Raw genomic sequence first — 19,383 nt, forward strand, 5'->3', positions numbered from 1 at the left:
CAGCTTGAGAGCGCTCCAGATCAATAAATCTTGGAGAACTTCTCGATGTTCGACTTGTCGAACTGGAACGGCGGAGCCATCGCAGCCGAGTTGGTGTCGTCGAGCGTGACCTTGCCGACGCGGCCGATCGACAGCGTGGCGCCGGGCTTCGCCTCTTCCTTCTTCACCGCCAGATCATGGGCGAGGTAGACGGCCGAGTAGCCGAGGTCGATCGGATTCCACAGCGCAACCGCCTGGCTGGAACCGTTGTCGATAAACTTCTTGAACTCGGACGGCAGCGCCAGGCCGGTGACATTGACCTTGCCGATCAAGTTCTCATCGGTGACGACCTGGGCGGCGGCAACGACGCCGACGGTGGTCGGCGCTATGATCGCCTTGAGGTTCGGATAGGACTTCAACAGGCCCTTGGCCTCATCAGTGCTCTTGGCCGAATCGTCATCGCCATAGACGGTGGCGACAAGTTTGATCTTGGGGAACTTCTCCGGCAGGATCTTCTTGGCCGCATCGATCCAGGCGTTCTGGTTGGTCGCGGTCGAGGAGGCCGACAGGATGGCGACTTCGCCGCCTTCCGGCAGGTAATCGGCGGCAAGCTTGATGATGGTCTCGCCGATCAGGCCGGTGTCGGACGGGTTGAGGTGAAGCTGGCGGCCTTCCTTGGCGACGCCCGAATCCCAGGAGATGACGGTGATGCCGCGTTCCATGGCCTTCTTCAGCACCGGTACCAGCGCGTCGGCGTCATTGGCCGAAATGGCGATGGCGTTGACCTTCTGCGCGATCAGCGAATTGACCACTTCGATCTGCGCTTCGGCGGTCGCCTTGGTCGGGCCGGTGTAGATGATGTCGACATCGCCGAGTTCCTTGGCCGCCTCTTCGGCGCCCTTGTTGGCGGCATCGAAGAAGCCGTTGCCGAGCGACTTCACCACCAACGCGATCTTGACGTTCTCGGCATAGGCGGCATTCACGAACATGGCGGCTGAGAATGCAGCCGTCACCATCAATTTCTTCAAGAAGCTCATCGAATTTCCTCCCTTGAGCGTTGCATTCCATCGCCGCTGCGAGCGCGAGTTGGCCTCAGGCCTGCAGTGAAGATTCTTCCTTGTTGGTTGCGGATGTGCGGGCGACGATCAGCGTCACGCCGGCGGTTTCCAGCATCTTGGCTTCGCGATCCTCGATGCCGTCATCGGTGATGACGGTGGCGATGCGTGACAGGCCGCACAGGATCAGGCTGGAGCGTTTGCGGAATTTTGAGGAATCGACCAGCACCACCAACTCGTCGGCCTGGTCGATCAGCTTCTGCTCCGCCTGGATCAAAAGCGGATCGCCTTCCATCAGGCCAAGCGGCCCCAGCCCCTGCGCGCCCATGAACATGCGGCGCGCATAGAAATTGCGCGTCACGTCATTGTCGAAGGGAGACAGGATGATGTTCTGCTCGCGATAGATGGTGCCGCCCGACAGCATCACCGTGTTCTTGGAGTGCTTGAGCAGGTGCTCGGCGATCGGGAACGAATTGGTGAAGATCGGCATGCGGCGGCCGGTCAGGAAATGCACCATCTGGAAGGTGGTGGTGCCGCCATTGATGATGATCGGTTCGCCGTCCTTGCACAGCTCGACCGCTTCACGCGCAATCGCCCGCTTCTGCGAGGCGTTGATGGTTTCGTTGACGGAAAAGGGCCGGCCGGCCAGCCCGATGAACTGCGGCGGCGAGATTGCCTCGGCGCCGCCGCGGACGCGGCGCAGGCGCTTCTGGACGTGGAGAGCCGCGATATCGCGCCGGATCGTCGCCTCGGAGGACTCCGTCAGGTCGACCATCTCTTGCACCGTCACAACAGGCTTTTCCTGGACGGCGGACAGAATGATCCTATGGCGCTCTTTTTCGTGCATGGTTCCTCCCTGCCAGAGCATCTAGGCACCCAAAACGCGCAGTGTCAATCATTTCCGATCATATAATTTCATTGTGCAGTGCAATATGATCGATCTTGATCGTTTGTGATTGACAAGCCGGCTGCTTCCGTGGAAATTCGAACCAAATGGCCGCGCCTTTTGCGTGCCTTCGGGAGGATTTCTTATGCTCGACAAGCGCACCGGCGCGCGCCTCGCCAATCTGTGGGACGAAGCCAAGGCTCACGCTATGAGCGGGCCGGAACTTCTGGTCTACCGCTCGAACACACTTGGTTCCGACAAGCGCGTCACCAACTATGGCGGCGGCAACACCTCCTCGAAGATATGGCAGAGAGACCCGCTCACCGGCGAGGATGTCGAAGTGCTTTGGGTCAAGGGCTCGGGCGGCGACAGCGCCTCGATCAAGCTGGACGGCTTTGCCACGCTCTACATGGACAAGCTGCGCGCGCTCAAAGGCCTCTATCGCGGCGTCGAGCACGAAGATGAAATGGTCGGCTTCCTGCCCCACTGCACCTTCAACCTCAATCCGCGCGCGGCCTCTATCGACACGCCGTTGCATGCCTACGTGCCGAAGCCTTTTGTCGACCACATGCATCCCGATGCCATCATCGCCATTGCCGCCGCCAAGGATTCGAAGGCGCTGACGAAAGAAATCTTCGGCGACGCCATCGGCTGGCTGCCGTGGAAGCGTCCCGGGTTCGAGCTTGGTCTTTGGCTGGAGAAATTCTGCCTCGAACACCCCGATGCCAAGGGCGTCATCCTCGAAAGCCACGGCCTGTTCACATGGGGCGACACTCCCCGGGAATGCTACGAGACGACGATCTCGGTGATCAACCAGGCGATCGAATGGTTCGAGCGCCGCTCCGAGGGTGTCGCTATCTTCGGCGGTGAGGAGGTCAAGGCACTCGACGCCACCGAGCGCCGTGCCATCGCGGCCAAACTGATGCCGAGGATTCGCGGCCTGATCTCGGAAAAGAGCCACAAAACAGGCCATTTCGATGATTCCGCCGCCGTGCTCGAATTTGTGAATTCCAGGGATCTGCGCCCGCTGGCGGCACTCGGCACGTCGTGCCCCGACCATTTCCTGCGCACCAAGATCCGCCCCCTGGTCATCGAATTCGATCCGGCCAAGCCCGATGTCGATGCGGTGATTGCGCGGCTTGCCGACGACATCGCAGCCTATCGCGTCGGCTACCAGGCCTATTACGAGGGCTGCAAGCATCCGGATTCGCCCGCCATCCGCGATCCCAATGCCGTGGTCTACCTGATGCCCGGCGTCGGCATGTTCACCTTCGCCGGCGACAAGGCGACGGCGCGCATTTCGGGCGAATTCTATGTCAACGCCATCAACGTCATGCGCGGCGCCTCCACCGTCTCGTCCTATGTCGGGCTGCCCGCACAGGAAGCCTTCGACATCGAATACTGGTTGCTCGAGGACCTGAAGCTGCAGCGCATGCCGAAGCCGAAGTCGCTTGCCGGCCAGATCGCGCTGGTCACCGGCGGCGCCGGCGGCATCGGCCGCGCCACGGCCAACCGCCTGCTGCGCGAAGGCGCCTGCGTCGTGCTGGCCGATATCGACGAGACAGCGCTGGCCGGCGCCAATGACGAACTGGCGAAAGTCTACGGCAAGGATTTCGTCCGCCCGGTGTTGATCAACGTCACCTCGGAGGATCAGGTCATTTCGGGCTTTGCCGAGACGGCGGTCGAGTTCGGCGGCATCGACATTCTGGTGTCGAACGCAGGGCTGGCCTCCTCGGCGCCGATCGAGGAGACGACGCTGGCGCTGTGGAACAAGAACATGGACATATTGTCGACCGGTTATTTCCTGGTCTCGCGGGAAGCGTTCCGGCTGTTCCGCGCGCAGAAGATTGGCGGCAACGTCGTCTTCGTCGCCTCCAAGAACGGCCTTGCCGCATCGCCCAACGCTGCCGCCTATTGCACCGCCAAGGCCGCCGAGATCCATCTCGCCCGCTGTCTGGCGCTGGAGGGCGCGGAGGCGCAGATCAGGGTCAATGTCGTCAACCCGGACGCGGTGCTTCGCGGCTCGAAGATCTGGACCGGCGAGTGGAAGGAACAGCGCGCCGCCGCCTACAAGATGTCGACCGACGATCTGGAGGAGCACTACCGCTCGCGTTCGATGCTGAAGCGCTCGGTCTTCCCGGAAGACATCGCAGAGGCGATCTATTTCTTCGCCTCCGACATGTCGGCCAAGTCGACCGGCAACATCATCAATGTCGACGCGGGCAACGCCCAGTCGTTCACGCGCTGAGCGGAGGGGACGATGGAACACATCATCTCCGCCGACCTCGTCGACAAGGACAACGCCGCGCGCAAGGCCGACCTCGAACGCGACTACGCCTCGCTCGGCGAACGCCTCGACCGTCGCGGCATCGCCATCGACGCCATCCGCGACAAGGTCGAGAAATTCGCGGTGGCGATCCCGTCCTGGGGTGTCGGCACCGGCGGCACGCGCTTTGCCCGCTTTCCCGGCGCCGGCGAGCCGCGCGACATCTTCGACAAGATCGAGGATTGCGCCGTCATCCAGCAATTGACGCAGGCGACGCCGACCGTCTCCCTGCATATTCCGTGGGACAAGGCCGACCCGAACCGGCTGAAGCAGGCGGCTTCGCGCTTTGGCCTCGGCTTCGACGCCATGAATTCCAACACTTTTTCCGATGCAAAGGACCAAGCGCTTTCCTACAAATTCGGCTCGCTGTCGCATGCCGATGCCGGCACGCGCCGGCAAGCGGTCGAGCACAATCTCGAATGTATCGAGATCGGCAAGACGCTCGGCTCCAAGGCGCTGACGGTGTGGATCGGCGACGGTTCGAACTTTCCCGGCCAGATCAATTTCGCCAGGGCGTTCGAGCGCTATCTCGACGCCATGAAGGAGATCTATGCCGGACTGCCCGCCGACTGGAAGCTGTTTTCCGAGCACAAGATGTACGAGCCGGCCTTCTACTCCACCGTCGTGCAGGACTGGGGCACCAACTACATGATCGCGCAGGAGTTGGGCGACAAGGCGTTCTGTCTGGTCGACCTCGGCCACCATGCCCCCAACGTCAACATCGAGATGATCGTCTCGCGGCTGATCCAGTTCAAGAAGCTTGGCGGCTTCCACTTCAACGACTCGAAATATGGCGACGACGATCTCGATGCCGGTTCGATCGACCCCTACCGGCTGTTCCTCGTCTTCAACGAACTGGTCGATGCCGAACTTTCCGGCGCCGAGGGTTTCGACCCCGCCCACATGCTCGACCAGAGCCACAACGTCACCGATCCGATCGAAAGCCTGATGCTGTCGGCGGTCGAGGTGCAGCGCGCCTATGCGCAGGCGCTGCTCGTCGACCGCAAGGCGCTGGAAGGTTTTCAGGACTTGAACGACGCGCTGATGGCGACGCAGACGCTGAAAGCCGCCTACCGCACCGATGTCGAGCCGATCCTCGCCATGGCGCGGCTGAAGGCGGGTGGCGCCATCGACCCGGTCGCTGCGTATCGTGCGGCGGGCTACCGGGCGAAAGTCGCGGCCGAACGGCCGGCGGTCGCCGGCGGTTCAGGGGGAATCGTGTAGCCCATAATTCGACGTTTCCGTCGATCCGACAGAGGCGAGGACAGCACTTGAGCACCCCCCCTCTGTCCTGCCGGACATCTCCCCCGCAAGGGGGGAGATTGGCCGCTTCATCGGCAGCGCTCTTCCTGCAACGTCGGAGATTGGCGAAAGCAGAGACAACAACCGATCTCCCCCCTTGCGGGGGAGATGTCCGGCAGGACAGAGGGGGGTGTGAAGGATCGCCACCCGTTATTATTGGCTAGACTAACCCACCCCAAGAGGCTCTTCTAGGCGCACCCCTCACGCTCCCGGAGGCACGCCATGCCGCTCACCCGCAGAACACTGATCGCCGCCAGTCTTTCCATCACCTTTGCCCTGGCGCCGTTGACGAGCGCCTTTGCCGCTTCCCCGCAACCGGCCAAGGGCGAGCACGGCATGGTGGTGACGGCCCAGCATCTGGCGTCCGAAGTCGGCATCGACGTCTTGAAGAAGGGCGGCAATGCTGTCGATGCGGCGGTTGCCGTCGGCTATGCGCTCGCGGTCGTCTACCCCAATGCCGGCAATATCGGCGGCGGCGGCTTCATGACCATCCGCTTCAAGGACGGCAAATCGACCTTTCTCGATTTCCGCGAGCGGGCGCCGCTGGCGGCGACAAAAACCATGTATCTCGACAAGGACGGCAACCCGGTGAAGGGGGCCAGTCTCGACGGCTATCTTGCGGTCGGCGTGCCGGGTTCGGTGGCCGGTCTGGAACTGGCCCGTGAAAAATACGGCAAATTGTCCCGCCAGGATCTGATGGCGCCGGCAATCGGCTATGCCAAGGACGGCTTCATCCTCAACCAAGGCGACGCCACCTCGTTTGCCGGCAGTGCCGACAGGCTGGCGAAGGACCCCGCGGCCGCCGCCATATTCCTGAAACCCGACGGCAAGCCCTATGGCATCGGCGAGCGGCTGGTCCAGCCCGACCTCGCGGCCTCGCTCGCCGCCATTTCCGAAAAAGGTCCGGATGCCTTCTACAAAGGTGCCATCGCCGACGCCATCGTCAAGGCGAGCGGCGCCAAAGGCGGCATTCTCGCCAAACCGGATTTCGAGCAATATGCGGTGCGCGAACTCAAGCCCGTGACCTGCACCTATCGCGGCTACGAGATCACCTCCTCGCCGCCGCCCAGCTCCGGCGGCGTCATCATCTGCGAAATCCTCAACGTTCTGGAGGGCTATCCCTTATCCTACCTCGGTGCCGGTTCTGCCGAGACGATCCACGTCATGATCGAGGCGATGCGCTACGCCTATGTCGACCGCAATTCCGCGCTCGGCGATCCCGATTTCGTCGACAATCCGGTCTCGAAATTGCTTGATAAGGCCTATGCCAAGGATATCCGCGACAAGATCGACCCGTTCCGGGCCGGCGTGTCGCAGGAACTGATGCCGAAGGGCTTTGGCGAGAGCAAGGAGACGACGCATTATTCGATCATCGACGATGACGGCAACGCGGTCGCGGTCACCTACACGCTGAACGGGTCCTTCGGCGCCGGCGTCGTTGCCGACGGCACCGGCATCCTGCTCAACAACGAGATGGACGATTTCACCCAGAAGCCCGGCGTGCCCAACCTCTATGGCCTGGTCCAGGGCGAGGCCAACGCCATCCAGTCGAAGAAGACGCCGCTGTCGTCGATGAGCCCGACCGTGGTGGCCAAGGACGGCAAGCCGTTCATGGTCATCGGCAGCCCGGGTGGTTCGCGCATCATCACCATCACGCTGGAAGCGATCGTCAATGTCATCGACCACGGCATGAACATCCAGGAGGCGATCGACGCGCCTCGCATCCACCATCAATGGCTGCCCGACAAGGTTTATGTCGAGCCGTTCGGCCTGTCGCCGGACACAGAAAAGCTGCTGGCCGGCATGGGATATCACCTCGATCTCGCTGACCAGACCTGGGGGCAGGCGGCCGGCATCCTGGTCGGCGGCAAGAGCCTGGCGGAAATCGAGAAGGGCGGCGGCGCGCGCTACAACGGCGCCATCGACAGCCGCGCGGCCTCTGGCGAGGCGCTCGGATACTGACAGCTCGGAGGAAAAGCTTGGTGCCGCGCGGCGATTCGGGTTGATCGCCCGCTGCTCAAGTGGATCGGCTCACACCGATTTGACCGTCACAAGACCAGCGTGAGGGTGGACGCAACCAGCATCAAGGCGGCAATGCCGACGAACAGCGCATAGATACGCGGCCGGTCGAGCAGCAGCGCGTTTCCGGATATCCAGGCGGACGTGGCGCCGCCAAGCGCGAAGAGGAAGCCGTTGCGGTGCCCGAAGACCATCGATGCGGCCATCAGCCCGCCAATGATCAGCGCACCGAACACGATGATCACGGCAACGGCATATCTCTCGAAATCATTGCCGCTACCCATGCTCGGGCCGATTGCGTTCAACGTCGGCAGGTCGTCCGGATCGAAGGGGTTCGTCGACCCGTATTCGTCTTGACCGGCAGGCTCTCGCATCATTCGTTCTCCGTATAGCGGCAACAAATCATCAAGCCTTGCCGAGTGCAACCCGATCGCGCTGCCTTGATGCGTTCGACCGGTCCTTGACGTCTTCAGGCGGCGGCTTGCTGCCGGCTTTTTTGGTTCGTTCCTTGGCCGTCTTTGGTCTCTCAGGCAATCAGGAAACGGCTGCCCAAAGGCGACCGTGGCTTCGTCTATCATGGAATGCCTTCGTGGAGGAAAAATGATGCGAGGCGCGGATTGGGCTTCGCGGGCCGTGATTTTTTGGCGGCCACATCGCACAGCGCTGTTGTACGGGCGAATCGCCTTGCGGCCAAGCGGCGGCTGCGCCTGGCATGCGGTTGCGTAAAAGTTGACTTGTCAGGCCATCAAAATGTTGACTATTAAACTCATGTTTCATAGTCAACCGGGCAGTGGTCACTGGAGACCGTATCCCGAAAACCAGGGCACCGCATTGCAGAGAGACCGAGAGCCCCAGTCGAGAGCCGCGTCCGATCACTTGCGCAGCCGAATGACCCGGCGCCAGGCGCTCGGGCTTTTCACGCTGCCGTTCGCCGGCATGGGGTTCTCCACGGCTGAAGCCCGTCCGTTGCGCATAGTCTGCCTGGATGACGGGTTGACCGAGACCTTGCTCATGCTCGGCGTCAGCCCGGTCGCCATTGCCGATCGGGAGGTCTGGGAGAAATGGGTGGTCGAGCCGCGGCTGCCGCCTGACATCGCCGATGTCGGCACGCTGCTCGAGCCCAATCTTGAATTCCTGCAGCAGCTCAGGCCCGACATCATCCTGTCCATGCCATATCTCGACGGCATCAAGCCGCTGCTCGAACGCGTGGCTCCGGTGACGACGATCGGTCTCTACACCGAAGCCGGGCAGCCCTATCAGCGCGCCGTCGAGGCGACGCGCCAGCTTGCAGGGCTTGTCGGCAAGGAAAGCGAAGGCGAAGCGCTGATCGCGGCGGCAGACGCGTATTTTACGGAGATTCGCCAGCAACTGGCGCCGCTGTCGGCACGGCCGATCTATGTCGTCGGCTTCCTGGACCCCCGCAATGTGCGCGTCTACGGCGCAAAGAGCCTGTTTCAGGAGGTGTTCGACCGCATCGGGCTCAGCAACGCGTGGACGGCGGAGACCAATTACTGGGGGTTTTCGACCGTCGGTATCGACGGGCTGGCAACATCCAGCGATGCGCGCCTCGCCTATCTCGAACCCTTGCCTGAGGGCGCTGGCGGCACGCTGACCGAAAGTCCGGTCTGGAACGCCATGCCCTTCGTGCGCAACCACTCGATCATGCGCCTTCCTGCCGTCCTGATGTTTGGCGCGCTTCCATCCGCGCGCCGTTTTGCTCGGGTCCTGGCGTCGGCGATGACCGCGGAGGCCGCCCGTGGCTGAGGATGCTGCGGCCATTGCCCAAGGGGAAAAGCATGCATCTGCCGGCCGGGCCTCCGCGTGGAGCTTTTTCAGCAATCAGCCGGTAGGCGCGATCCTGCTTTGCGTGATGTTGGTCGTGGCGGCGATCGCGGCAACCGTCTCGAACCTCACCGTGCAGCTGCCATCGGCGCTTTGGCTCCAATCGCTCGCCGCCCCCGACATTGATGATATGCGGCAGGTGCTCGTCCACTACGCCTTCCTGCCCAGGCTTGCCGTCAGCCTTTTATGCGGTGCGGCGCTCGGGCTTGCCGGAACCGTCCTGCAGCAGGTTCTGCGCAACCCGCTCGCCTCGCCCGAAACGGTCGGTGTCTCGGCCGGCGCCTATCTGGCGCTGGCACTAGCAACGCTTCTGTCACCGTCGCTGCTTGCCTTTGGCCGCGAATGGGTGGCGCTGGGCGGCGCATTCGTTGCCCTTGCCGCCGTCATCGCTCTGTCCTGGCACAAAGGCCTGTCACCGCTTTCGGTCGTGCTGGCGGGGCTTGTCGTCAGTCTCTATGCCGGCGCTATCGGCGCTGCCCTCATTGTGCTGCGGCATGAATGGTTGGCCGGCCTGTTCATCTGGGGCGCCGGTTCGCTGGGCCAGCAGGACTGGTCGACGACACTGTGGCTGTTGCCACGCATCGGCGGCGCGGCACTGGCGATCTTCCTCATGGTGCGGCCGCTGGCCCTGCTTGGTCTCGACGATGAAGGCGCGCGCAGCCTCGGCGTGCCGCTCGGCGCCTATCGCTTCGCAGGACTGGCGGCCGCGGTCGCCCTGATCGCGTTTGTCGTTGCCGCTGTCGGAGTCATCGGTTTCGTCGGCCTGGCCGCGGCGACGCTCGCGCGCATCGGCGGTGCCCGGCGGCTGGGCCAACAACTGGTGATGGCGCCGCTGATCGGCGGGGCGCTGTTGTGGACAGCCGACCAGGCCGTACAGATCGCCACTGGACCGCAAGGCGCTGCTGCCGACCGGAGCGATCACAGCACTTCTCGGCGCGCCGCTGCTTCTCTGGCTGCTGCCACGCCTTGCGCTTGGCTCGGAAGCCCCGACCTTGATGGCCGCGCGCCTGCCGCGCGCAAGCAAGCCCGGCCTTGTGCTGGCGGCGATCGGCCTGGCCCTGCTTCTGCTGCTCGGGCTGGCCCTGCTCTATGGACCGGGTCCGCATGGCTGGACCCTCGCCTTCGGCGACCAGTTGCAGCCTTTGCTGTCGTGGCGGTGGCCTCGCGTGCTTGCCGCGCTGAGCGCCGGGGCGATGCTGGCGCTTGCCGGGCTGATGATGCAGCGGCTGACCGGCAATCCGATGGCCAGCCCCGAAGTGCTGGGCGTCAGCGCCGGTGCCGCCCTTGGCATGATGGTGGCGCTGTTCGCGCTCTCCGATGCCGGACGTCCGGTTCAGACGGCGGCGGCAACCATCGGCGCCTTCGCCGCTTTGCTGGTGACGCTGGCGATCGGCCGCCGTGCCGCCTATGCGCCGGAGCGGCTGCTGCTCGCAGGCGTTGCCCTGACGGCCTTGTTCGACGCGCTGATCCTGGTGCTCACCGCCACCGGCGATCCGCGTGCCATGCTGCTGCTCAACTGGCTGACCGGCTCGACCTATGGCGTCGATGTCGGCGACGCCTTGCTCACCGGTGGCATCGCCGTCTGCCTCTTTGCGCTCGCGCCTTTCTTCATGCGCTGGCTCGACATCCTGCCGCTCGGCCCCGCCGCCGTGCGGGGCCTTGGCATTGACCTGAAGAGGACGCGGCTTTTCGTGCTGCTGGTGGTCGCGGCACTCACCGCAGCCTCGACCCTGATCGTCGGTCCGCTGACCTTCATCGGCCTGATGGCGCCGCACCTTGCCCGTCGCCTTGGCCTGTCCCGTGCGCTGCCGCAGGCCATTGGCGCGGTGCTCGCCGGCGCGCTGATCATGGTCGCCGCCGACTGGGTGGGCCGCACCGCCATCTTCCCGCGCCAGATCCCGGCCGGTCTCGTCGCCACGCTGATCGGCGGCCCGGTACTGATGTGGCTGCTGCGCCGCCGCTGACCTTTAGCCCTTGTGGAGATATCGATGTCCACGTCGATGCCAGCCTTGATCGCCGACACGACGGTCCACGATCTTGTTCCGGCGCAGGGCGGCGCCCCCTGGCGGATATTCCTGCATGTGCCGTCCGGGCCGGTGCCAGAAGCCGGCTGGCCGGTCCTCTACATGACCGACGGCAATGCAGTCATCGGCACGGCGGTCGACGCCATGCGCGCGCAGGCCTTCTATCCAACGGGCACCAATGTCGGCTGGGGCGTCATCGTCGCCATTGGCTATCCCGTCGAGGGCGCCTACGACCCGTTGCGCCGCTCATGGGACCTCGGCCCGCCGCCGGGCAAGACCTATCCGCCCTTTTACGAGGGCACGCCCGAAGTCCGGACGGGTGGGGCAGCGGAATTCCTTGCCTTCATCGAAGACGAGCTGAAGCCATGGGTCGCCGGTCGGGTCACGGTCGACACAAGCCGCCAGGCGCTTTATGGCCATTCTTTCGGTGGAGATCGGAAGAGCACACGTCTGAACTCCNCTGAAGCCATGGGTCGCCGGTCGGGTCACGGTCGACACAAGCCGCCAGGCGCTTTATGGCCATTCTTTCGGTGGTCTGTTTGCGCTCTATGCCCTGTTCACGCGGCCTTCTGCCTTCCAGACCTGGATCGCGGCGAGCCCCGCCCTCTATTGGGAAGAGCGTGCCATCGACCGCTTTCTCGAAACCTTCGAGGCCGCCGTTCCCGCTGGTTTGGCGGCGACCATGATCCTGTCGGCCGGCGAGTACGAGACCGAGAAGCTGGCGCCGTTCCAGATTGGCGCCGAGGACGAGGAAAAGCGCCTGCGGCAGAAGAAGGTGACACATACCGACGAATTCGCGCGGGCAATGGCGCAGCGGCTTGATGCTCTCCCGGGCGTGCGCGCGCGCTTCGAGCTGCACGCCGGCGAGAACCACATGTCGATCCTGCCGGTCACGGTCAATCGCGCGGTTCAGGCAGCGTTTGCGGTCAGGGCTTGCGACTAACGGCCTTCACCTCTCAACGCTGCGATGGCTTGTTGCCGTTGTGCGGCTGCGTCCGCGTCCATAGCGCCAAAACGCAGGGCACAGCGGAATTTTTCCCCGGGTACGACGCGAACCAGGCGGCCTCTTTCCTTGGCCGCAAGATAGCCGTCTGGTTCGGCGGTGGCCGGCAGCACGAGGCCAAGTGCGTCCTGGTCGGCGCCGCGCGTGATCCAGCGGACGGCATAATTGAGCTCGTCGGGGCGAAAGCTGACGAAATCCGCCGTACGGTCCGGATGGACCTGCAAGGCGTGCGCCCAGCCCTGGAGGTCCGCCTTAGCCCTCATCGTCAGCACGAGTTCTGGGTCGATCGGCTCGCCCTTGGTCAGCAGGCGATGCCGCGAAGGATCGGCGACAACGGCATCGCGGTAAGCAAGGTAGCTTTCGCTCGGTGTGAAAAAGGGCGGCAGCGTCTGGCGCACGACAATGTCCGCGGAATCATCCGCTACGGTGTCGACCAGGCGCCCGCCGTCGGCCGGCTTGAAATTGATGTGCGCCAGGTACATCAACTCCATGGCCGAGCGTTTCAGGTTCTCGATCACGATGTCGACTGCGACGCTGCTGGCATCGAGTTGCAGCCGTACGGTCGGCTCCATCACATAGTCATGGCTGAAAGCGACGGTCTGTCGGCAGCGCCCCGTCAGCGCCATGAAGGGTCCTTCGGAATTGCTGCCGGCGATCAGTTGCACGTCCTGATAAGGCGCATTGGGCAGATCGCCGTGAAGCGGGTGACGATCATCCGGGCCCGGATTTCCCATTGCGGTAGCGCCGCAGTGAATGAAGAACGCGCCGTAGTTGGAAAGATAGTCCCGGGTCGCGACCGGCTCATCGAACATCGAGCGCATGGTCAGGGAGCGGCCGAGGAAGGTCACGTCCCAGATCTGCTGTCCTTGGAACGGCAGCATGACGATTTCGCCCTTCGCGTTGCTGATCCGAAGCCCGGCAACGCCGGATCGATAGCGAAAGGCGGTGGCGACAAGCCCGCGATAGCGCGCGACGATGGTTTCCGACGGGCCGAACTGCTCGGGCACGAGGTCGACGAAGACGTGATCGGAGTGGTCCAGATGCATTGTTTCGACCTCTATCTTCCGCAAGTGTGCGTGCCGATAGTCGCAGGAAACATCTGGAAATCAACGGCAGCACGCCTCACAGCTTCTGCCAGGACGGCTGGTGGAAAAGTCTCTTCGCACCCTCCTGGGAGAGCGCTCGAAACTGCAAGCTTGCCAGGCAATATCCCGCGATTGCCTATCCGCGAGCCGGCGGCAGCTCGAACAAAGTGGCGCCATTCTCCCGGCCGCGCTCGACATAGCCGATGACGCCAAACCATCTTGCGACATCCGGCCCCTGCAGCCAGCTGCGCGAGTGGATGGCGAGGTTGCCGGCGAGCGCCTGGATGTGCCGGATATGCCGCTTGCAGAAGCGAACGGTCGCGGCACGGAAGAAGTCCTCCCGTGCGGCGAACAGCGTGTCGGCGGCGTCGCTGTTCTCATGCCAGGCGATGATCGCCACGGCCTTGTCGCCCTCGACAAGCGCGTGCGCGCGGCCCTCTTTCAAATTCATCATCAGATTGTCGTAGGCGATCTTGCTGTCCTTGCCGGCCGCCACGTATTCGTCCGACATCCGCTTGGACAGACCACGAAAGACATCCTCCAGATCCCCAAGCGTTGCTGCGCGTGCTCTCATTTCACCTCCTGCAGCCCCGGCAGGCAGTTTGCCCTAGGGTTGAGGGGTGGCCAAGCAAATTAAATCCTTCGGCGGGCCAATGTGCGCAAAGTGATTTCACTTGGCGATGCTGGCGGCGACGCGATGGGGTGTGTCCAGAACGGACCTTGGGAAAATGGTGCCCAGAGGCGGAATCCAAGTGAGGAAAGTATGCCAGTACTTTCAGGATGTTACTACCCACGTAGCCTGCGAACAACCAACATAAATACCAACAATATATTTCTGTGGATTACTATCATTCCTCGTGGAATGCCCGACTGATTTGGTCCGACAGCGGCTTCACAAAATAGGAAAGCGCCGTACGCTCGCCCGTCTGGACCATCGCTTCGGCCGGCATGCCGGGCACGAGCGTTAGNCCGTACTTCCAGCGCAAGATCGTCGCCTTCCGGCACGATTAGCATGATCGGATCGGCGGGCGTAATCACTCCGCCGAGCGTATGAACTGCGAGTTGTTGAATGGTGCCTGACTGCGGCGCGACGATATCGATCCGTCGCAGTTCCTGTTCAGCCGCCACCTTGCGCTCACCATACTCCCCGATCTGCGCCTGAACCTCTCTGAGCTCCTGGCCGACTTCGGTCTTGAAATCCTGATCGATCTGCGGGATCTGCAGGCGCGTTTCGGCTATGCGGGCTGCAGTCTGTGCCTGATGTGCGATCTTCTCACCGCGTTCGCCACCGAAAGTGGCAACCTGGATCTTCAGGCTGTTCAACCGTTGGTCCGAGACAATGCCTTGGTCGCGCAGCCCACTCAGAACAGCAATTTCCTTAAGGAGAACCTCGATCCTTTTTTCACAGGCAATTTCCTGCGCCTCGAATCCTTCGATCTCGTGGTGATATTGAGTAATGTGTTCCGCCAGTTGCGCCTGCTTTCCGTCGCGGGATTGTCTGCGGAATTCGAACAGCAGCGTCTCGCTATGTATTGCCGAAGCTACGTCCGGAACATCTCTTCGGACGAGCAGCCAGTCCGGGAAGGCGATCTCCGCGAGATCGTCACGTTCAGCATCGAGTCTTGCCTGGTAGGCGGCGAGCTCATCGAGCCGCTTGGTGACTATGGCGAGATTGGCGCGCGTCTGAGTGGCATCGAGCCGCATGAGGATGTCGCCGGCTTTCACTTTATCGCCTTCGCGCACCAGGATTTCTCCCACCACCCCGCCGGTCGGGTGCTGCACCTTCTTGACATAGGAATCGACGACAAAGTGTCCGGACGCGACAACCGCACCGGAGAGATTCGTGAAGGCCGCCCAGGCTCCGGCTCCTCCCACAAAGATTACGCTCGCCAGAAGGCCCGCCACCAGGTGGCGGCGAATGGAGCTGGAAACGTCATTGTTCTGATGAATGCCGGACACCGGGATCCTCCATGTCAGCGCGCTCTCCCACATGATCCTGTGTAGATTCGATGGCCTTGACGCCAGCGCCTCGTGCCATCGCTGTCCCCTTCAGGACTTTGGAAAGTGCTTCATCACGCGCACCGAATGCTCGCTGCCGTCCACCTTCCATCACCAACACCAAATCCACGGCGCGGATGGCGCTCGGCCGATGGGCGACGACAACCGCAATGCCCTTGCGCTCGCGCACGGAGGCGATCGCCTTAACGACCGCAGCCTCGCCTTCCGCATCGAGATTGGCATTGGGTTCATCCAGCACAACAAGGAAAGGGTCTCGATAAAGAGCACGGGCAAGACCGATACGCTGGCGCTGCCCGGCGGAAAGTGCCGATCCGGCCTCACCGATCGGAGTTTCGTAGCCGTGCTCAAATCGGAGGATCAGTTCGTGCGTGCCCGCTGCTTTCGCCGCGGCGACAATAGCCTCAGGGTCAGGATTATCTTCAAAACGAGCAATGTTTTCGGCAATGGTGCCGTCGAACAGTTCAACACCTTGCGGCAGATAGCCGATATGACGGCCTAGTGCTTCCCGGTCCCATTGATCGAGGCTTGCGCTGTCGATGCGAACCTTTCCGGCGACCGGCGCCCATGCGCCGACGATGGCGCGCGAGAGTGTCGACTTGCCCGAGCCCGATGCACCGATGATCCCGAGTGCGCTTCCCGCCTGAATGGCAAACGCAAGGCCGGTCACGGTCGGCTTCCTTTCGCCGGGCGGAACGATTGTCACGCCTTCGAGGCGCAGTTCGCGTTCAGGTGCAGGCATTGGCATAACAGGAGCGGATTCAGGAACCTTTTCCAAGAGGTCCTCCAGCCGCGCCCAACCCTGGCGCGCCATGAGGAAAGGTTTCCAGCTTGAAATGGCCAGATCGACCGGAGCCAGCGCACGCCCCATCATGATCGAACTGGCAATCATAACCCCGGCCGTAGCCTCCTGTCTGATGACAAGGTACGCGCCGACGGCAAGAATGGCCGATTGCAGCAGCACGCGCAGCGATTTTGAAATGGCACCCAGCCCACCTGCCACGTCCCCAGCTTTCCGGTTGGCGGCCAGATACTTGGCATTGGCCTTTTGCCATCGGGCAGCGATCCGCTTTCCAAGGCCGAGAGCTCGCACGACCTCGGCATTGCAACGCGCTGCTTGCAGCAGACCATTGCGTGCCATGTTGTGGGCAACGGTATCGCTTATCGGCCNAAGAAGCCGCGAACATTGTCGAGATCGCGAAGCGGCTGCAAGCCGTCGCCCGGCATGCGCGTTGAAAGCGGAAGGCGAACGATCGCATCGTGAACGCGTCCGGAAAACTCTCCATCGAAACGCTCGCCAATCCGCAGCAGCACGCGGGCGCGCAAAATGTCGAGCAGGCATTGGAACGCATAAAGCCCCGCAGCAAGCACGACGAGCCCCACCAGCGTCGATACGCTGCCACTTGCCAGAACGCGGTCATAGACCTGAAGCATGAACAGCGGCGAGATCAGCGCAAGCACGTTGACCGCGCCGCTGATCAACACAACGCCCCAAATAGCGGAACTCAGAGGGAAAGGTCTCAAAGCTGAATCCTTCAAGGAATGGCTTCTCACGTAAGTTCCGGAGGCTGGCGACTCAGCCCCATATTGCTCCCCGACCGGCGACCGACTGCATCCGCTCGCTGGTTCAGGATCAGTGCTCCCGCCGAATATGTTTGGTCCCGGCATTTAATGGAGCGGGTCAACAAACCGTCCGGCTGAACGTTTGGAAGGGCAACGTCATCGTGGCCGGCCGCAAGGGCCCGGACAGGCTTCCGCCTCCACACTTTCAGGAGATTTCGGTGCACGACCAGCGCGACGCGCAGGGCTTCGTCAAGCTATCCACGCTGCAACTGCTCCCGGGCGCCCCTCGGCCGCCCCGGCCCATGGCAAGTAGCGGAAACGGGAAAGCGCCCGCCCAGGGGGGCGGGGCGCGGTTCCGTATCGGTATTCTGGATCAAACGAAGGTGAAGTCCGACGCGGTCAGGCCTAGGTCGGCCACGGTGACCACACCGCCCAGGTGGGCGAACTCGTGCGCGCTGCCGTCGGCGGTGACATAGGCCAGAGTTGCGACTCTGTCGGTGTAGCTGCTTTGGTAGACAATGATGTCGCCGGCGTGCTCGCCGGAGATCGCACGCGCTGCCTCATTAGCAGAGTTGAAAGATTCGCCAGTGATTACCACGACATGTTCGCCGTTCGCACCCGAGGCCGCGCCACTGTAGAAGCTGCTCACCGGGTAGCCGGACTGTATACTGGCGTTGTTGACGAAGTTCGCGCCAAAACCGTCGTTGTAGAGGCCCACCGCATCGAAGGCGAACTTGTCCTCCGCCGGGTTGAAATCGGTGATAGTGGTAATGTCCGGCTTCGACCCGACACTCGGATCGACCCCAGGCACCGGATTGTGGAACTGGAACACGAACGTGTCATTGTCGGTGCCCCCGGTCAACGTATCCTGGCCGTCACCCACGTAGAGGACATCCTGGCCGGGACCGCCGCTGAGCCTGTCATTGTCCTCACCGGAGATGCGCGCGTTGAAGCGGCCGTTGTCGCCGGAGAGATCGTCCCAGCCATCTCCGCCGAAGATGCGGTCGTTACCCTCGCCGCCAAGGGCTCGGTCACTGCCCGGGCCAGCCGAGATCTCGTCGTTGCCGCCACGACCGTCAATCCAGTCACCGCCCTGGAAACCCTCCATCCAATCTTCACCCTTGGTGCCGAGGAGTGTTTCGGCATCCGGGCTACCCTCGATAATGTTTGCCATCGAAAAAATACTCCTGATGATGCACCCTGCCTGACGCGTTCATATTGCTCATCGGGTAATTAGAGAAATCGATTGCTTGGATAGACACACATTTACGAAATGGATGCATTCACGTTCACTTCGCCCTTCCGCTGAGCAGTAGCGGGCTCGCAGGCGGCGGGGACGCGCCCAGACGATCGACCCGAACATTCACACTCAAGCGGACGAGTAAAACTTGGTAACCGGCCGCCCTGGTTGGGCCCAAACCTCTCCCTGTTTGCTCGACGCCGGCATACCCGCACCGTAAGCGCTGGACGTGGACAAGTTCCGGTGGCGGCGGGTACGGCGCGGCTCAGCGATGAATGGGGGGGGCCGGAGACGGTTCCTTCCCCGACACGCATGCTGCTACCGCGCAACAAGGGGAGGGCAATTTGCCGCCAATGGTCTCGTGATAGCACCTTTCGCCGACAGGCTGTCGAAGTTGACCGAAGCCGAGCTGAAACGACAACTGACGGGTCCTCACAGCTGCGTTACGCATTCGCTCACCGTCAAGCCGGCCTCGGAAGAACAGGCATAGGGCTGTGTTGCCGAGTATCTCGCCAGCACTGCCCATTGCGAGCAATGGAACATTAGGGAGCGCGTTCGCGCGAGCCGAGAGTTCAAGGATCTCGGAACGACAGCTTCCGCACGTCGGCCGCACGGGCTCTACGCGACGCGGCCTACGCCAAGCTAACAGAATTGCTTTCATTACTCGTGGAATGCCCGACTGATTTGGTCCGACAGCGGCTTCACAAAATAGGAAAGCGCCGTACGCTCGCCCGTCTGGACCATCGCTTCGGCCGGCATGCCGGGCACGAGCGTCAGGTCCTTGAGCTTCGTCAGTTCCGCATGCGGAACCGATAGACGCACCAGGTAATACGAAATGCCGTTTTTTTCGTCCGTCGCCAGATCGGCTGCGATCCGGCTGACATATCCGTTCAATTCCGGCGTGGTTCTCAGATTGAAGGCTGACATCCGCAGCACGGCCTTGTGACCAAGCTGGATTTGGTCGATGTCCTTCGGGGTGATTCGTACTTCAAGCGCAAGATCGTCGCCTTCCGGCACGATTAGCATGATCGGATCGGCGGGGG

General features: G+C 62.6%; 12 protein-coding genes and 3 pseudogenes. 6 read left to right on the plus strand and 9 right to left on the minus strand.

Annotation, left to right across the window (positions count from 1 at the left end):
• Positions 1 to 20: 20 nt before the first annotated feature.
• Both rhaS and X735_RS138240 read right to left on the minus strand, forming a co-directional pair.
• Positions 21 to 1,016 carry a rhamnose ABC transporter substrate-binding protein gene (gene rhaS, locus X735_RS138245; RefSeq protein ID WP_023813908.1) on the minus strand — a complete coding sequence of 332 codons (996 nt, stop codon included), beginning with the start codon at positions 1,014 to 1,016 and terminating at the stop codon, positions 21 to 23.
• A gap of 55 nt (positions 1,017 to 1,071) precedes the next feature.
• Positions 1,072 to 1,881, minus strand: a complete 810-nt coding sequence (locus X735_RS138240) for a DeoR/GlpR family DNA-binding transcription regulator (RefSeq protein ID WP_023813909.1) — start codon at positions 1,879 to 1,881, stop codon at positions 1,072 to 1,074.
• A gap of 184 nt (positions 1,882 to 2,065) precedes the next feature.
• On the opposite strand from X735_RS138240, the gene X735_RS138235 reads away from it, so the two are divergent.
• The 3 genes from X735_RS138235 (at position 2,066) to ggt (ending at position 7,510) form a co-directional block, all read left to right on the plus strand.
• The gene (locus X735_RS138235) at positions 2,066 to 4,168 is read left to right on the plus strand and encodes a bifunctional rhamnulose-1-phosphate aldolase/short-chain dehydrogenase (protein WP_023813910.1); all 2,103 of its coding nucleotides are present in this window, start codon (positions 2,066 to 2,068) and stop codon (positions 4,166 to 4,168) included.
• Between the two features lie 12 nt (positions 4,169 to 4,180).
• Positions 4,181 to 5,470 carry an L-rhamnose catabolism isomerase gene (gene rhaI, locus X735_RS138230; protein WP_023813911.1) on the plus strand — a complete coding sequence of 430 codons (1,290 nt, stop codon included), beginning with the start codon at positions 4,181 to 4,183 and terminating at the stop codon, positions 5,468 to 5,470.
• Positions 5,471 to 5,770: 300 nt separating this feature from the next.
• Positions 5,771 to 7,510, plus strand: coding sequence for a gamma-glutamyltransferase (gene ggt / locus X735_RS138225; protein WP_023813912.1), 1,740 nt, complete (start codon positions 5,771 to 5,773; stop codon positions 7,508 to 7,510).
• A gap of 86 nt (positions 7,511 to 7,596) precedes the next feature.
• On the opposite strand, the gene X735_RS1000000170440 is transcribed toward ggt, so the two are convergent.
• On the minus strand, positions 7,597 to 7,851 hold the full coding sequence (locus X735_RS1000000170440; RefSeq protein WP_031213787.1) for a hypothetical protein: 255 nt from the start codon (positions 7,849 to 7,851) through the stop codon (positions 7,597 to 7,599).
• A 604-nt stretch (positions 7,852 to 8,455) separates the two neighbouring features.
• Between X735_RS1000000170440 and X735_RS138220 the strand changes: the two genes are divergently transcribed.
• The 3 genes and pseudogenes from X735_RS138220 to X735_RS1000000170350 all read left to right on the plus strand — a co-directional run bounded on the left by X735_RS138220 (position 8,456) and on the right by X735_RS1000000170350 (position 12,376).
• Positions 8,456 to 9,331, plus strand: a complete 876-nt coding sequence (locus X735_RS138220; RefSeq protein ID WP_023813914.1) for an ABC transporter substrate-binding protein — start codon at positions 8,456 to 8,458, stop codon at positions 9,329 to 9,331.
• Positions 9,324 to 11,373 (plus strand): annotated as a pseudogene (gene fhuB / locus X735_RS01000000166425) (Fe(3+)-hydroxamate ABC transporter permease FhuB). The gene X735_RS138220 and the pseudogene fhuB overlap by 8 nt, the downstream one beginning before the upstream one ends.
• Positions 11,374 to 11,893: 520 nt before the next feature.
• Positions 11,894 to 12,376: an alpha/beta hydrolase-fold protein gene (locus X735_RS1000000170350; protein WP_280940295.1), complete on the plus strand. Its 483-nt coding sequence runs from the start codon at positions 11,894 to 11,896 to the stop codon at positions 12,374 to 12,376.
• On the opposite strand, the gene X735_RS138215 is transcribed toward X735_RS1000000170350, so the two are convergent.
• The 6 genes and pseudogenes from X735_RS138215 to X735_RS0135235 all read right to left on the minus strand — a co-directional run.
• Entirely contained in the window at positions 12,373 to 13,482 is a 1,110-nt protein-coding gene (locus X735_RS138215; RefSeq protein ID WP_155930618.1) for a DUF4432 family protein, read from the minus strand. The genes X735_RS1000000170350 and X735_RS138215 overlap by 4 nt on opposite strands.
• A gap of 175 nt (positions 13,483 to 13,657) precedes the next feature.
• A complete protein-coding gene (locus X735_RS138210; protein WP_023813918.1) occupies positions 13,658 to 14,095 on the minus strand; it encodes a hypothetical protein in 438 nt (145 codons plus the stop codon).
• Between the two features lie 274 nt (positions 14,096 to 14,369).
• Positions 14,370 to 15,513: pseudogene (locus X735_RS01000000166430) on the minus strand (HlyD family type I secretion periplasmic adaptor subunit).
• Positions 15,455 to 16,971 (minus strand): annotated as a pseudogene (locus tag X735_RS01000000166435) (type I secretion system permease/ATPase). The pseudogenes X735_RS01000000166430 and X735_RS01000000166435 overlap by 59 nt, the downstream one beginning before the upstream one ends.
• A 502-nt stretch (positions 16,972 to 17,473) precedes the next feature.
• Positions 17,474 to 18,274 carry a hemolysin expression modulating protein gene (locus X735_RS138205; RefSeq protein WP_031213793.1) on the minus strand — a complete coding sequence of 267 codons (801 nt, stop codon included), beginning with the start codon at positions 18,272 to 18,274 and terminating at the stop codon, positions 17,474 to 17,476.
• A 726-nt stretch (positions 18,275 to 19,000) separates the two neighbouring features.
• A partial coding sequence (locus X735_RS0135235) for an HlyD family efflux transporter periplasmic adaptor subunit (protein WP_081734992.1) occupies positions 19,001 to 19,383 on the minus strand: 383 nt, incomplete at its 5' end.

It is taken from the genome of Mesorhizobium sp. L2C084A000 (genome assembly GCF_000502875.1).
Taxonomy (GTDB): domain Bacteria; phylum Pseudomonadota; class Alphaproteobacteria; order Rhizobiales; family Rhizobiaceae; genus Mesorhizobium.

What these genes read in the sequence shown, in the direction of transcription:
- X735_RS138210 (WP_023813918.1), bottom strand. Translation starts at nt 14,095, where the DNA reads ATGAGAGCACGCGCAGCAACGCTTGGGGATCTGGAGGATGTCTTTCGT.
- X735_RS138235 (WP_023813910.1), top strand. Translation starts at nt 2,066, where the DNA reads ATGCTCGACAAGCGCACCGGCGCGCGCCTCGCCAATCTGTGGGACGAA.
- rhaI (WP_023813911.1), top strand. Translation starts at nt 4,181, where the DNA reads ATGGAACACATCATCTCCGCCGACCTCGTCGACAAGGACAACGCCGCG.
- X735_RS138215 (WP_155930618.1), bottom strand. Translation starts at nt 13,482, where the DNA reads ATGCATCTGGACCACTCCGATCACGTCTTCGTCGACCTCGTGCCCGAG.
- rhaS (WP_023813908.1), bottom strand. Translation starts at nt 1,016, where the DNA reads ATGAGCTTCTTGAAGAAATTGATGGTGACGGCTGCATTCTCAGCCGCC.
- X735_RS138205 (WP_031213793.1), bottom strand. Translation starts at nt 18,274, where the DNA reads ATGGCAAACATTATCGAGGGTAGCCCGGATGCCGAAACACTCCTCGGC.
- X735_RS138240 (WP_023813909.1), bottom strand. Translation starts at nt 1,881, where the DNA reads ATGCACGAAAAAGAGCGCCATAGGATCATTCTGTCCGCCGTCCAGGAA.
- X735_RS1000000170440 (WP_031213787.1), bottom strand. Translation starts at nt 7,851, where the DNA reads ATGGGTAGCGGCAATGATTTCGAGAGATATGCCGTTGCCGTGATCATC.
- X735_RS138220 (WP_023813914.1), top strand. Translation starts at nt 8,456, where the DNA reads ATGACCCGGCGCCAGGCGCTCGGGCTTTTCACGCTGCCGTTCGCCGGC.
- ggt (WP_023813912.1), top strand. Translation starts at nt 5,771, where the DNA reads ATGCCGCTCACCCGCAGAACACTGATCGCCGCCAGTCTTTCCATCACC.